Origin of the sequence: Rhodococcus sp. 7Tela_A2, assembly GCF_049311045.1 — a bacterium.
GTDB lineage: Bacteria > Actinomycetota > Actinomycetes > Mycobacteriales > Mycobacteriaceae > Rhodococcus.
This window is the reverse complement of record NZ_JAXION010000115.1, coordinates 1-13,219: the sequence shown is the minus strand read 5'-3', so window position 1 is coordinate 13,219 and position 13,219 is coordinate 1. Positions and strand designations below refer to the sequence as shown.

Below are 13,219 nucleotides of genomic sequence, written 5' to 3'. Positions count from 1 at the left end.
GTGCCCGCCCCCTTTCGTCGGTGGCGGGCACGCTGGTATGGCGGGCGGCCCGTACGGTGCACCCATGTCCCATTTCTCACGCACGGCTCCGGTCCTGATCGCGGTGGCCGTGGCCTCGGCGTTGTCCTGGTTCGCGTGGCTCGGCTGGGAGACCGGCTACCGCGAACTGCCCGACGGCAGCGTGGAGGGACCGTATTCGGCCGTGCAGGTGATCGCATGCGCGGTGACGGTCGCGGCCGTCGTCGTCGCCGGATGCCTGGCTCTCCGTGGCTCACGAGGCGGCGCTGCCGCAGTGGTCCTCTCCGCGACGGGCGCCTTCGCGCTGATGTGGGCGCTCGACGCGTCGTCCGACGACACCAGCGGACTGTGGGTCGTGGGCTTGGCCCTGCTGGTGCTCGGAACGACGGCGGGTTTGTCCGTGGTCGCGTTCCTCACTCTGCTGGTCCGGAGACGCCTGCTCCGCAACCGGTCCCGCACCGCATGTGAGTGAACACCACGTGGGTGTCCGACCGGACTGCTAGCTTTCGGACATGGGTGAGAAGGTGCAGGGGCCGGAGTCGTACTTTCCGTCGATCGAGAAGAAGTACGGCCGGCCGATCGCGGAATGGAAAGAACTCATCCGCGCGTCGGATCTGAGCAAACACTCCGAGTTGGTGAATTGGCTGAAGGCCGAACACGGTCTCGGTCACGGCCACGCCAACGCTCTTGTGGCGCATACCCGGAAAGAAGACGCCGCGACCTGAACTCGCCGGTGACCCCGTTCAGGTGTTGTCGACCCAGCGCAGCAACGCGTACAGGAAGCGGGTCGCGCCCGGCATGAAATTGCTGCCGTGGTGGTACATCGGGTCCAGCGTGGTCGCGATGATCCGGCCGGGAGTGGTGACGGTGTCCTCGTACAGCATCATGCCCGCGTCACGCGGAACACCTTCGGAGTCAGGCTCTTCCGACACCAGCAGGGGCACCACGTCGGCGTCGGTGTTGTAGATGCCGTGGTGATGCCAGATGACGGCTTTGGTCGTGAGGTACTGCCAGGACTCATGGTCGTGACTGCGGGTCCGGATCATCGGATCCTCTTTGGTCAGCCACCACCAGAAGTTCGTGGGTCGCGGTTCCCACGTCACACCGGGAAGCCACGTGTGGGCGCCGCTTTCACCGAGCGCGACCACGGTGCCACCACGTTCGGCCACGGAATAGAACTGTGCCGCGTTCTTGGCGACCAGGTCCGGGTGCAGCCGGTCGCCCACGACGACGGTGTCGTAGCAGTCCAGATCGCCGGGCAGCAGTTCGGGAAGGTAGAGGAAGTCCGGCTGGTGAGCGAGCACTGCGGGATCCTTCATCGTCTGGAGGTGAAAGTACGTGCCCCCGTGGACGATGGCGAGCCTGCGGACGCGCTTGGGTGCGCGGTCGGTACGAGTGAAGGGTTCGACGATCGTCATCGCTGCACCAGCCAATCTACGAGCTGGACGGCCAGCCGTGCGGAACTGTTCGGGTCGTTCTTCCATCCGAGGAGGTCGTTGCCGCCGTGGGCGAGAACCTGGCCTTTCCCGAGCGGGTAGACGTAGTCGAACGGAAGAGCGTGTCGCCCGATACGGGTCGTGACGAGCGCGCCGTCCGGGATCTTGTCGATGTATCCACGGCCGTAGAATCCGGTCACGCCCTTGCGGGTGCTCAGATCGACGGGTTCGACACCCTCCCATACGGGATGCGGCTCGCCGAGCGTGATCGCCAGATCCTTCGGCCCGGTGTAGTCGAGCTTGCGCCATACCCCAAGTCCCGGAAGGAAGTCCGTGAGCGCGTGGCCCATCACCGCGATGCGACCGCCGGAGGTGACGAAGTCCGTGAGCAGATCCTTGTTGCGCGCGAGGAAGATCTGGTCGACACCTCCGCCGAGGATGAGACCGCGCACCGCGGACAGGTCGATCTCGGGTAGGCGATAGATATCCACACGAGCCATGCGCGGGTCGTCGCTGGGGCCCTCGGCACCCATGGTGACGTGCAGGACGGGTGCGGTGACGGGAGCGTGCCCGTCGGGAGGCAGGGTGGCGGGTGAGCAATCGGCTTCTGGCACAGGACTCTTCCGGGTCGGAGAGCGCAGGGCGCTCGGCGATAGGTCGTTAGTAAGGCAAGCCTACATTAACCAATCGCTCCAGAATTCGTGCGGGTCATCCCATCGTCGCGGGAACCGGTGCGACGAGCGCCCCACACCGACCGTCGCGGCGCTTCGCACACCGCGTGCGCGCACTGCGAATCCGGCTGTTCTGGGCCATCCGGGCCCGTCGTACGCCGGATCCGATTCTCTGCGTGTGCGACTGGTCGGCAGGGGCGCTCACGGTTCGATGCCCGAGTCGTCGATCGACCCCATCGTGATGGCCGCCTCGACGGTGCTGCGCCTCCAAACCATCATCTCGCGGGAGATACCGAGTACGGCGACGGCGGTGCTCACCGTCGGATCGATCCATTCCGGCGACGCGGCGAACGTGATCCCCGGTGAGGCGGAGATCCAGTTGAACATCCGCAGCTACAACGAGACGGTGCGTCGCCGCATCCTCGACAGTGTCGAGCGGATCGTGCGGGGCGAGGCCGCGACCGCGGGCGCTCCGGACGAGCCGACCATCACCGAGATCGAACGTTTCCCCGTCGTCACCAACGACAAGGCCGCGCTCGCGAAAACACTCGATGCCTTCGCGGGATGGTTGGGAAAGGACAAGATTCTCGATCCCGGAGCGGGCGCCGGAAGCGAAGACGTCGGAATCCTCGCGACCAGTTCCGGGGCTCCCCTGTCGTATTGGCTGCTCGGCGGAGCGGACCCGAAGTTGTTCACCACCGGGGATATGACCGATCCGGCACTGCTCGAGTCCCGTCGAACCACTCACCTCATTACGCCCCGGTCATCGACCCGACGTTGCCGATCGGGGTCGGCGCATTGGTCACGGCGGTGCGGACCTGGCTGCCACCGACACGGTGAGCGCCCGAGCCGCGCGAGATCAGCGTGTACGCCTCTAGTGCTTGAAGTGCCCGGTCGCGCGGGCGAGCAGGTGCTGCACCTCGCGACGGTCAGCGGTCGCGAGCCGGGCGATGAGCTTCTCGGCCGCTTTTCCTGCGACCGTCGTGACGGTCCTGCCCTGCCACGAAATCAGCACCTTGCCGTCCTTGGTGATGACGTGGCCGAAGACGTCTTCAGCGAAGCGATTGCGGGCGTCCTCAGGCATGAGCGGACGCTATCTCGAGGTGACGGCGCGCAGGGGCAGGATCGAACGGAGCAGCGAAGGTCGGCAAGAGGCCGTTCACCGCCTATTACATGGTGGGCGCGGAGGGTTTCGAACCCCCGACCGCTGGTGTGTAAAACCAGAGCTCTACCACTGAGCTACACGCCCGCATCGGGGGGGGGCGCGGGCCCCCCCCCGCGGGCGGGCGCCCCCCCCCCCCCCCCCACGTCGCATCAGGACTCTAGCGCGGCCAGCGCTCTGACCCAAGCTCCCTGGTCACGGGGCTCTCCGGGCTGGTTCTCTTCCGCGAATTGCACGATGCCGCCCTTGTCGATGACGAACGTCCCACGATTCGCGAAACCGAACTTCTCGTTGAACACCCCGTACGCCTGAGCGACTTCACCGTGCGGCCAGAAGTCGGACAGCAACGGGAAGAGGTACCCCTGCTCGGCCGCCCAGATCTTGTGCGTGGGCGACGGCCCGACCGACACCGCGAGGATCGCGGTGTCGTCGTTGTCGAAGGTCGGCAAGTCGTCGCGCACGGCGCACAACTCGCCCTGGCACACCCCGGTGAACGCGAGGGGGTAGAAGATCAGCAGGACGTTCTTCTTCCCTCGGTAATCCGCGAGGGAGACTTCCTGGTTGTTCTGATCCTTGAGGGTGAAGTCGGGCGCCTCGGTGCCCACTGCGATCGCCATGTGGTGCTGGTCCTTCGTTCGGGGGAAAGGCCGGTTCAGCGACGCGGACGGCCGGTCTTCGGCTGCACGAGACGGCTGCCGATCCAGTCCCCGAGGTTGGCCGCCGAGGTCTGGGTCAAACCGGCGGTGGTGGCGGATTCGGCGATCTCACTGGGCTCCACGTGGTCGACGCGACCGTTCTTCGGGGTGAGAACCCAGACGACACCGTCGTCGGCGAGTGGGCTGACGGCATCCATCAAGGTGTCCACCAGGTCGCCGTCGCTCTCGCGCCACCACAGCAGCACGACATCGACGACTTCGTCGGACTCCTCGTCGAGGAGCTCGGTTCCGGTGACCTCTTCGATCGCCGACCTCAGCTCGTCGTCGGTGTCCTCGTCCCACCCGAGTTCCTGCACCACATGGTCGTGAGTGATACCGAGCTTGGAAACGTAGTTCTTGGCATCCGCCGCGGCGACCACGGTGGCTCCTCCTAAAAGTAGTGGTGCGCGAATCGCTTCGGCGTACCGGTGTGTGACGATCAATGGTCAAAGCGAACATGGTCGGAAGGCTCAACGCAACCCGAATCGCTGGGAAAGACCAAGAATCTTTCCCCGGACGCTACGCCGTCACCGTCGAGAAGCTCGGCTGCGGGACCGCCCGAGCACTCTCGTGTCCCGATCAGAGGGCATCTCGCATCTTCCGCCGCGGGATGGGGGAGAATGAGATCAGCATCATGTTCAGATGTCGATTGGGTCGGCCCCCACAAGAGCCGGCCTTCTGAATGGGCGCCCCACCTGCGCGTCCTACCACGATGAGGAGCAGACGTTGACAGACCTGATCCACGGACCCGACTCGCAGAAGGACGCCACACCAGGCTCCGCGGGAACGGGCCCCTCGAACGAGACGGCTTCGACCAAGGACAACCGTGTCCGGGTCATCCGCGAGGGCGTGGCTTCCTACCTGCCCGACATCGATCCGGCAGAAACCGACGAATGGCTCGAATCGTTCGACGGCATGCTCGAGGCTGCGGGCCCGACCCGCGCCCGTTACCTGCTGCTCCGCATGCTCGAGCGCGCGAACGAGCGCAAGGTGTCGCTTCCGGCGTTGACGTCCACCGACTACGTCAACACCATTCCCACGGAGAACGAGCCGTGGTTCCCCGGTGACGAAGAGGTCGAGCGCCGCTTCCGCGCCTACATCCGCTGGAACGCGGCGATCATGGTCACCCGCGCGCAGCGTCCCGGTGTCGGCGTCGGCGGGCACATCTCGACGTATGCGTCCTCCGCGGCCCTCTACGAGGTCGGTTTCAACCACTTCTTCCGTGGCAAGGATCACCCGGGCGGCGGCGATCAGGTCTTCATCCAGGGCCACGCCTCCCCCGGCATCTACGCCCGCGCGTATCTCGAAGGCCGGATTCCCGCGGAACAGCTCGACGGGTTCCGCCAGGAACACAGCCACGCCTCGCAGGGCGGCGGCCTGCCGTCGTACCCGCACCCGCGTCTGCTCCCGAACTTCTGGGAATTTCCGACGGTGTCGATGGGTCTCGGCCCCATGAACGCCATCTACCAGGCCCGGTTCAACCACTACCTGCACGACCGCGGAATCAAGGACACCTCCGACCAGCACGTGTGGGCGTTCCTCGGCGACGGCGAGATGGACGAGCCGGAGTCGCGGGGTCTCACACACGTGGCGGCCACCGAAGGTCTCGACAACCTGACGTTCGTCATCAACTGCAACCTGCAGCGTCTCGACGGACCGGTTCGCGGCAACGGCAAGATCATCCAGGAACTCGAGTCGTTCTTCCGCGGAGCGGGCTGGAACGTGATCAAAGTCGTGTGGGGCCGCGAGTGGGATGCCCTGCTGCACGCCGACAAGGACGGCGCGCTCGTCAACCTCATGAACGTCACGCCGGACGGCGACTACCAGACGTACAAGGCGAACGACGGCGCGTTCGTCCGCGAGCATTTCTTCGGCCGCGACCCTCGCACCAAGGAACTGGTCAAGAACCTCAGCGACCAGGAGATCTGGAACCTCAAGCGCGGTGGCCACGACTACCGCAAGATCCACGCCGCCTACCGCGCCGCGTTGGACCACAAGGGCCAGCCCACCGTGATCCTCGCCCACACCATCAAGGGCTACACCCTGGGTAAGCACTTCGAGGGCCGCAACGCGACCCACCAGATGAAGAAGCTCACGCTCGAGGATCTCAAGTACTTCCGCGACCTCCAGCGCATCCCGATCTCCGACGCCGAGCTCGAGAAGAACCCGAAGATGCCGCCGTACTACCACCCCGGTTTCGACGCTCCCGAAATCGAGTACATGCTCGAGCGCCGGCGCGCTCTGGGCGGCTTCGTTCCGGAACGTCGCACCGCCGCCAAGCCTCTCGCGCTGCCGCCGGAGAAGACGTACGACGTCGTGCGTAAGGGCTCGGGCAAGCAGGAAGTCGCGACCACCATGGCCACGGTCCGTGTCCTGAAGGAACTGTTGCGCGACAAGGAGATCGGTAAGCGCATCGTGCCGATCATCCCGGACGAGGCCCGCACGTTCGGCATGGATTCGTGGTTCCCGTCGCTGAAGATCTACAACCGCAACGGCCAGCTCTACACCTCCGTCGACGCCGAACTGATGCTCGCCTACAAGGAGAGCGCCGCCGGCCAGATCCTGCACGAGGGCATCAACGAGGCCGGATCGGTCGCCTCGTTCACGGCTGTGGGTACGTCCTATGCCACGCAGGGCGAGCCGATGATCCCCGTTTACATCTTCTATTCGATGTTCGGGTTCCAGCGCACCGGTGACGGCCTGTGGGCCGCGGCCGACCAGATGGCACGCGGATTCCTGCTCGGCGCGACCGCCGGACGCACCACCCTCACCGGTGAGGGCCTCCAGCACGCCGACGGGCATTCGCTGTTGCTCGCCTCGAGCAACCCGGCCGCGGTGACGTACGACCCGGCGTTCTCGTACGAGATCGCGCACATCTTCCGCGACGGTCTGCGCCGGATGTACGGCGGGACCGACGGTGTCGACGGGTTCGGCGGTGAGAACATCTTCTACTACATCACCGTGTACAACGAGCCGTACGCACAGCCTGCCGAACCCGAAGACCTCGACGTCGAGGGTCTTCTCAAGGGCGTGTATCTGTACAAGCGGGGTGCCGAGTCGGGCCCGAAGGCGCAGATCCTCGTCTCCGGCGTGATCATGCCCGAGGCGTTGCGCGCTCAGCAGATGCTCGAAGAGGAGTGGGGCGTGTCCGCCGACGTCTGGTCGGTCACCTCGTGGGGCGAGCTTCGCCGCGACGGTGTCGAGTGCGACCGCCAGGCGCTGCTCGATCCGGGCCGGGAACCGCAGGTTCCGTACGTGGCGTCCGTGCTCAACGACGCCGCCGGACCGTTCGTCGCGGTGTCCGACTGGATGCGTGCGGTGCCCGATCAGATCCGCAAGTGGGTTCCGGGTGACTACACCGTGCTCGGCGCGGACGGGTTCGGCTTCTCCGACACCCGCCCGGCCGCACGGCGCGTGTTCAACATCGACGCCGAATCCACGGTGGTCGCGGTGCTCGAGGCTCTCGGCCGTGAGGGCACGATCGATCGTGCGCGGGCAGTCGAGGCGGCGAAGAAGTACCGGATCGACGACGTGACGGCAGCCCCCGAGCAGACCTCGGACCCGGGCGTCGCCTGAATCACGCCGTCACGTGCGGTTCGGCCACGGTGACCGGGTGACACCCGGGTAGGTTCGTTGCATGGTCGACGAGCCCGCATCAGGTCGCAGAGCGCGGGTACCGGGCGTCCCCTCCGGACGTCCGGTACCGCCTGCGCGACCCGACCGCGCTCCCCTACCCGACGCGCTGCTGCGTCGGGTCAAGCAGTTCTCGGGGCGCATGTCCACCGAGGCCGTGCATGTGTTGCAGGAGCAACTGCCGTTCTTCTCCGATCTGGATGCCTCGCAGCGCGCGACGGTGCAGTTGGTGATCCAGACGTCGGTGGTGGACTTCCTGGAGTGGGTGCGCAACCCGGAGAACGATCCACGGTTCAGCCTCGACGCGTTCCAGATGATCCCTCAGGATCTGGCGAACCGCCTGACCCTTCTGCAGACCGTGGACATGGTGCGGGCGGCCATGGAGTTCTTCGAGCAGTGGCTGCCGGCGCTGGCCCGCAACGAGGAGCAACTCGTCGCGTTGACCGAGGCGATCCTGCGATACGGCCGCGAACTGGGCTTCGCGGCCGCAGCGGTGTACGCGACCGCCGCCGAGTCGCGGGGCGCGTGGGACACCCGGCTCGAGGCGCTGGTGGTCGATGCCGTGGTCCGCGGTGACACCGGTGCCGACATGCAGTCCCGTGCGGCAACGCTCAACTGGGACGCGACGGCGCCCGCGACGGTCGTGGTCGGCACACCACCGCCCGAGGAGGGTGTGTCGGTGGTGACCACGGTGCACGCGATCGCCCAGCGGCACGGTCGTGCCGCTCTCGCGGTGGTCCAGGGCGAGCGACTGGTGATGGTCGTCAGCGGCGATCTGCACGGAACGACCGAGGCAGCGAGTTTCCTCGGCGAACTGATGCAGGCATTCTCCGACGATCCGGTGGTGATCGGGCCGACGACCGCAACCCTGGGCGCCGCGCACGTCTCCGCCCTCGAGGCGCTCGCGGGGATGGAGGCGGTCGGAGGCTGGCCCGGCGCACCCCGGCCGGTCCACGCGGCCGAACTTCTGCCCGAGCGGGCACTGCTGGGCGATCCGGCGGCGATCGCCGCGCTGGACGATCACATCGTGGCCCCTCTGGCCGCGGCGGGGTCGTCGCTCTCCGACACGCTGGACGCCTACCTCGACAGCGGCGGCGCTGTCGAGTCGTGCGCCAGAAAGCTGTTTGTTCATCCAAATACCGTCCGGTACCGACTCAAGCGGATCACAGAAGTCACTGGGCGGGATCCCACAAATCCACGCGATGCGTACGTGTTGCGAATCGCGGCAACGGTGGGTCGTCTGGCTCGAAGCCATAACGAATTGAGATCTCCAGCACCACCAGTCACACGGTTCACAATCCGCGAATCGGACATGTAACACGGCGGGAGAGTCGGCCGATAGCCGACGCCCACGTGGGAATTTGTAAGATCCCTACAAATCCGGGCACAAGCTTTCATTCCCACCGACATCTCGCAACAGTGCGCCGAGGGTGTTCGCTGGTGCTCGTGATTGCGCTGCTTGCCCCCGGCCAGGGGTCCCAAACACCCGGCATGCTTGCTCCGTGGCTGGAGCAGGCCGGTGCCCGTGACCGCATTGCGCTGTGGTCGAAGGCATCCGGTCTCGACCTCGAGCGCCTCGGCACCGTAGCGACAGCAGACGAGATCACCGACACTTCCGTGACTCAGCCACTCGTCGTGGCGACCGCACTGCTCGCCTTCGAGGAACTCGAACGCCTGGGTCTCGTACCCGGCGATGTGATCGTTGCCGGCCACTCCGTGGGCGAGTTGGCCGCTGCGGCGATGGCCGGTGTCATCAGCACCGACGAGGCCGTCGGCCTCGCCGCGATCCGCGGCCGTGAGATGGCGAAGGCGTGCGCGCTCGAGCCCACCGGAATGTCCGCCGTGCTCGGCGGCGCAGAGGACGAGGTGCTCGCACGCCTGGAAGAACTCGACCTCACGCCCGCCAACATGAACGCCGCCGGTCAGATCGTCGCGGCCGGACGCCTCGAGGCACTCGCGGCACTCGCCGCGGACGCTCCCGCGAAAGCGCGCGTTCGTGCCCTGCCGGTCGCGGGCGCTTTCCACACCCGGTTCATGGCACCCGCGCAGGATGCGGTTGCCGCTGCCGCGGCGAAGATCGCCCCGAGCGATCCGACCCGCACCCTGTTGTCCAACTTCGACGGCGCACCGGTCACCTCGGGCGCCGAAGCGCTCGAACGACTCGCGGCGCAGGTCACCCGCCCCGTGCGCTGGGACCTGTGCACAGCACATCTGCGTTCCGCCCAGGTTTCCACGGTGGTGGAGCTTCCCCCCGCCGGCACGCTCGTGGGCATCGCCAAGCGCGAAATGCGCGGCACACCCACTGCTGCCCTCAAAACACCCGCGGACATCTCCGCTCTGGCCGAAACACTCGAACTCGGTTAGGTTGCTGCGCACCGTCGCGCAGCACGGGCACACCCGGGAAATTTCCGGGTCCGGCCGGAAACATTCGGCCGGTTTCACACGACATAGTCGGTACATCACGAAGGGAGCCACGACGTGGCCACTCAGGAAGAAATCATCGCCGGCCTCGCGGAGATCATCGAAGAAGTTACCGGCATCGAGCCCTCCGAGGTGACCGTCGACAAGTCCTTCGTCGACGACCTCGACATCGACTCGCTGTCCATGGTCGAGATCGCCGTGCAGACCGAAGACAAGTACGGCGTCAAGATCCCCGACGAGGACCTCGCCAGCCTCCGCACCGTCGGTGACGCCGTGAACTACATCCAGAAGCTCGAGGCCGAGGGCGTTCAGGCCACGAACGACAACGAGTGAGCCCAACCGTGACTTCCCCTTCTCCTCGGACATTGCGCAACGTCGTCGTCACGAGCCTCGCGGCTTCGACGTCGATCGCCGGCGATGTGGATGCCAGCTGGAAGGCACTCCTGGCCGGTGAGAGCGGGATCGGTGTGCTCGACGGCTTCGTCGACGAGTACAACCTCCCGGTCCGCATCGGCGGTCGGCTGAAGGTGAGCCCCGACGAGTCGCTCAGCCGGGTCGAGGTCCGGCGGATGAGCTTCGTCGAACGGCTGGCCCTCACTCTCGGCCGGACGGTCTGGGAGAACGCCGGAAGCCCGGACGTCGACAAGGACCGGCTCGCGGTCGTGATCGGCACCGGTCTCGGTGGCGGTGAGTCGCTGATCGACGCTGTCGACAAGCTGCGGGACGGCGGCTACCGCAAGGTGTCGCCGTTCGCGGTGCAGATGATCATGCCCAACGGACCGGCCGCCACGGTCGGTCTCGAATTCGGTGCCCGCGCCGGTGTCATCACACCGGTCTCGGCGTGCTCCTCGGGTTCCGAAGCAATCGCGAACGCGTTCCGCATGATCTCGAACGGTGATGCCGACATCGCCGTCGCCGGTGGTGTCGAAAGTCAGCTCGATGCGGTGGGTCTCGCCAGCTTCGCCATGATGCGGGCGTTGAGCACTCGCAACGACAACCCGCAGGGCGCCTCGCGGCCCTTCGACAAGGACCGCGACGGCTTCGTCTTCGGTGAGGCGGGCGCCTTGATGGTGCTCGAATCCGAAGAACACGCGAAAGCGCGCGGGGCGACGATCCATGCCCGGATCCTCGGCGCGGGTATCACCTCGGACGGGTACCACATCGTGGCACCGCATCCCGAGGGCACCGGAGCGGCCCGTGCGATGACGCGGGCCATCGAAAGCGCCGGCCTCACCAAGGCCGACATCGGGCACGTCAACGCACACGCGACGGCCACTCCGATCGGCGACATCGCCGAGGCGAAGGCCATCAACGCCGCAGTGGGCAATCATGCAGCGATCTATGCCCCGAAGTCCGCACTCGGACATTCGATCGGCGCGGTCGGTGCACTCGAAGCAGTACTTACGGTCCTGAGTCTGCGTGACGGAGTCATTCCGCCCACGCTGAATCTCGAAAACCAGGATCCAGAAATCGACCTGGACGTGGTCAAGGGTGAAGCCCGCTACGGACAGATCGACTTCGCGCTGAACAACTCGTTCGGTTTCGGTGGGCACAACGTGGCACTCGCGTTCGGTCGGGCCTGACCCGACACGCTCGTCCCACCGTTGCGGGGGGGGGGGGGGGCGGCCGCCCCCCCCCCCCCCCCCCCCCCCCCCCCGGCCCACCACCACCGCGCTCGACCGAGGAGCACTCGATGACCATCCTGGATCCGGCTAAACAACGCGCCCATTCGACGGATCCACGCGATCCTCTGCGCCGGCTCGAGGCACTCTTCGACTCGGGCAGCACGGAGCTGCTCCACGCCCGGGACAAGTCCGGCGTCCTCGCCGCGATCGGATGCATCGACGGCGTCCGGACAGTGGCGTACTGCTCCGACGCGACCGTCATGGGCGGAGCGATGGGCGTCGAGGGGTGTAAGCACATCGTCGCGGCGATCGACACCGCCCTCGAACTCGAAGCGCCTGTCATCGGGCTCTTCCACTCCGGCGGGGCGCGCCTCGCGGAGGGCGTCGAAGCGCTGCACGCCGTCGGCCTCGTCTTCGAGGCGATGGTGCGCGCATCCGGTTCCATCCCCCAGATTTCCGTCGTCCTCGGGTTCGCCGCAGGTGGCGCGGCATACGGCCCGGCGCTCACCGACATCGTGATCATGGCGCCCGAAGGACGTGTGTTCGTCACCGGACCCGACGTCGTACGCAGTGTCACCGGCGAGCAGGTCGACATGGAGTCCCTCGGCGGCCCCGACACCCACACCAAGAAGTCGGGTGTCGCCCATATCGCGGCCCACGACGAGTCCGACGCACTGCACCGGGCACGGCGTCTCGTGTCGATGCTCGCCGAACAGGGCGAATTCGACGTCGCTGCCGCAGCCCTGGGCGACACCGATCTGCGCGCGCTCATGCCCGAGTCGCCGCGCCGCGCCTACGACGTGCGCCCGATCGTCCACGAACTCCTCGACAACGTCGAAGGCGAATCGAGTTTCGAAGAACTGCAGGGTGGCTGGGCTCGCAGTATCGTCACCGGCTTCGGTCGGCTCGGCGGCCGCACCGTGGGCGTCATCGCCAACAATCCGCTCCGCCTCGGCGGGTGCCTGAACTCCGAGAGTGCCGAGAAATCGGCGCGTTTCGTACGCATGTGCAACGCCTTCGGCGTTCCCCTGGTGGTGCTGGTCGACGTGCCGGGCTACCTTCCCGGCGTCAGCCAGGAATGGGAGGGCGTCGTGCGCCGTGGAGCGAAGTTGCTGCACGCGTTCGCCGAAGCCCGTGTGCCCCGCGTGACCCTGGTGACCCGCAAGATCTACGGCGGCGCGTACATCGCGATGAACTCGCGCGCCCTCGGTGCGACAGCAGTGTTCGCGTGGCCGGAGTCCGAGGTCGCCGTGATGGGCGCGAAGGCCGCGGTGGGGATCCTCCACAAGCGGGCCCTCGCTGCCGCTCCCGAAGAGGAACGCGAGGCCCTGCACGACCGTCTCGCATCCGAGCACGAAGCCATCGCGGGAGGCGTCGGTCGCGCCATCTCGATCGGCGTGGTCGACGAGATGATCGACCCGGCAAAGACGCGGAGCACCCTGGCTGCGGCGCTGGCAGCAGCGCCTGCAACCCGCGGGCGGCACAAGAACATTCCGCTGTAAGCACCTAACCGACTGTAAGCACCGAACGCCGACGCCGGCGCCGCCACCTTCGAACC

Annotated in this window: 13 protein-coding genes, 1 tRNA gene and 1 pseudogene; 9 read left to right on the top strand and 6 right to left on the bottom strand. The window is 66.7% G+C overall.

Annotated elements, in window-relative coordinates:
* Positions 1-64: 64 nt before the first annotated feature.
* A complete protein-coding gene (locus tag TVH25_RS17815; RefSeq protein ID WP_422425022.1) occupies positions 65-490 on the top strand; it encodes a hypothetical protein in 426 nt (141 codons plus the stop codon).
* A gap of 40 nt (positions 491-530) precedes the next feature.
* The gene (locus TVH25_RS17810) at positions 531-743 is read left to right on the top strand and encodes a DUF4287 domain-containing protein (RefSeq protein ID WP_169651785.1); all 213 of its coding nucleotides are present in this window, start codon (positions 531-533) and stop codon (positions 741-743) included.
* 18 nt (positions 744-761) lie between these two features.
* Here TVH25_RS17810 and TVH25_RS17805 read toward each other — a convergent pair whose 3' ends face one another.
* A complete protein-coding gene (locus TVH25_RS17805) occupies positions 762-1,436 on the bottom strand; it encodes a hypothetical protein (RefSeq protein WP_407444223.1) in 675 nt (224 codons plus the stop codon).
* The gene (locus TVH25_RS17800; protein ID WP_422425020.1) at positions 1,433-2,068 is read right to left on the bottom strand and encodes a hypothetical protein; all 636 of its coding nucleotides are present in this window, start codon (positions 2,066-2,068) and stop codon (positions 1,433-1,435) included. The genes TVH25_RS17805 and TVH25_RS17800 overlap by 4 nt, the downstream gene beginning before the upstream one ends.
* A 187-nt stretch (positions 2,069-2,255) precedes the next feature.
* On the opposite strand from TVH25_RS17800, the pseudogene TVH25_RS17795 reads away from it, so the two are divergent.
* Positions 2,256-2,965: pseudogene (locus TVH25_RS17795) on the top strand (peptidase dimerization domain-containing protein); the annotation flags it as partial.
* 34 nt (positions 2,966-2,999) lie between these two features.
* Here TVH25_RS17795 and TVH25_RS17790 read toward each other — a convergent pair.
* From TVH25_RS17790 to TVH25_RS17775, 4 genes are all read right to left on the bottom strand, one after another.
* Positions 3,000-3,209 (bottom strand): hypothetical protein, encoded by a 210-nt coding sequence (locus tag TVH25_RS17790; RefSeq protein ID WP_296550086.1) that lies wholly within the window; start codon positions 3,207-3,209, stop codon positions 3,000-3,002.
* Between the two features lie 90 nt (positions 3,210-3,299).
* Positions 3,300-3,374 (bottom strand) — tRNA-Val (locus TVH25_RS17785).
* Positions 3,375-3,439: 65 nt separating this feature from the next.
* Positions 3,440-3,904: a peroxiredoxin gene (locus TVH25_RS17780; protein WP_378528927.1), complete on the bottom strand. Its 465-nt coding sequence runs from the start codon at positions 3,902-3,904 to the stop codon at positions 3,440-3,442.
* A gap of 35 nt (positions 3,905-3,939) precedes the next feature.
* On the bottom strand, positions 3,940-4,362 hold the full coding sequence (locus tag TVH25_RS17775) for a DUF3052 domain-containing protein (protein WP_169620248.1): 423 nt from the start codon (positions 4,360-4,362) through the stop codon (positions 3,940-3,942).
* Positions 4,363-4,708: 346 nt separating this feature from the next.
* Here TVH25_RS17775 and aceE point away from each other — a divergent pair, with 346 nt between their 5' ends.
* The 6 genes from aceE to TVH25_RS17745 all read left to right on the top strand — a co-directional run bounded on the left by aceE (position 4,709) and on the right by TVH25_RS17745 (position 13,163).
* Positions 4,709-7,558 carry a pyruvate dehydrogenase (acetyl-transferring), homodimeric type gene (aceE, locus tag TVH25_RS17770; protein WP_169620249.1) on the top strand — a complete coding sequence of 950 codons (2,850 nt, stop codon included), beginning with the start codon at positions 4,709-4,711 and terminating at the stop codon, positions 7,556-7,558.
* Between the two features lie 61 nt (positions 7,559-7,619).
* Entirely contained in the window at positions 7,620-8,933 is a 1,314-nt protein-coding gene (locus tag TVH25_RS17765; protein ID WP_422425017.1) for a PucR family transcriptional regulator, read from the top strand.
* Positions 8,934-9,061: 128 nt separating this feature from the next.
* A complete protein-coding gene (locus TVH25_RS17760) occupies positions 9,062-9,979 on the top strand; it encodes an ACP S-malonyltransferase (RefSeq protein ID WP_169620394.1) in 918 nt (305 codons plus the stop codon).
* A 114-nt stretch (positions 9,980-10,093) separates the two neighbouring features.
* Positions 10,094-10,369, top strand: coding sequence for a meromycolate extension acyl carrier protein AcpM (acpM, locus tag TVH25_RS17755; RefSeq protein WP_072699228.1), 276 nt, complete (start codon positions 10,094-10,096; stop codon positions 10,367-10,369).
* 8 nt (positions 10,370-10,377) lie between these two features.
* The gene (locus tag TVH25_RS17750) at positions 10,378-11,619 is read left to right on the top strand and encodes a KasA/KasB family beta-ketoacyl-ACP synthase (protein ID WP_422425015.1); all 1,242 of its coding nucleotides are present in this window, start codon (positions 10,378-10,380) and stop codon (positions 11,617-11,619) included.
* 110 nt (positions 11,620-11,729) lie between these two features.
* Entirely contained in the window at positions 11,730-13,163 is a 1,434-nt protein-coding gene (locus tag TVH25_RS17745; RefSeq protein WP_169620252.1) for an acyl-CoA carboxylase subunit beta, read from the top strand.
* Positions 13,164-13,219: the final 56 nt, after the last annotated feature.

What these genes read in the sequence shown, in the direction of transcription:
- TVH25_RS17810 (WP_169651785.1), top strand. Translation starts at nt 531, where the DNA reads ATGGGTGAGAAGGTGCAGGGGCCGGAGTCGTACTTTCCGTCGATCGAG.
- TVH25_RS17805 (WP_407444223.1), bottom strand. Translation starts at nt 1,436, where the DNA reads ATGACGATCGTCGAACCCTTCACTCGTACCGACCGCGCACCCAAGCGC.
- TVH25_RS17745 (WP_169620252.1), top strand. Translation starts at nt 11,730, where the DNA reads ATGACCATCCTGGATCCGGCTAAACAACGCGCCCATTCGACGGATCCA.
- TVH25_RS17815 (WP_422425022.1), top strand. Translation starts at nt 65, where the DNA reads ATGTCCCATTTCTCACGCACGGCTCCGGTCCTGATCGCGGTGGCCGTG.
- TVH25_RS17790 (WP_296550086.1), bottom strand. Translation starts at nt 3,209, where the DNA reads ATGCCTGAGGACGCCCGCAATCGCTTCGCTGAAGACGTCTTCGGCCAC.
- TVH25_RS17765 (WP_422425017.1), top strand. Translation starts at nt 7,620, where the DNA reads ATGGTCGACGAGCCCGCATCAGGTCGCAGAGCGCGGGTACCGGGCGTC.
- TVH25_RS17780 (WP_378528927.1), bottom strand. Translation starts at nt 3,904, where the DNA reads ATGGCGATCGCAGTGGGCACCGAGGCGCCCGACTTCACCCTCAAGGAT.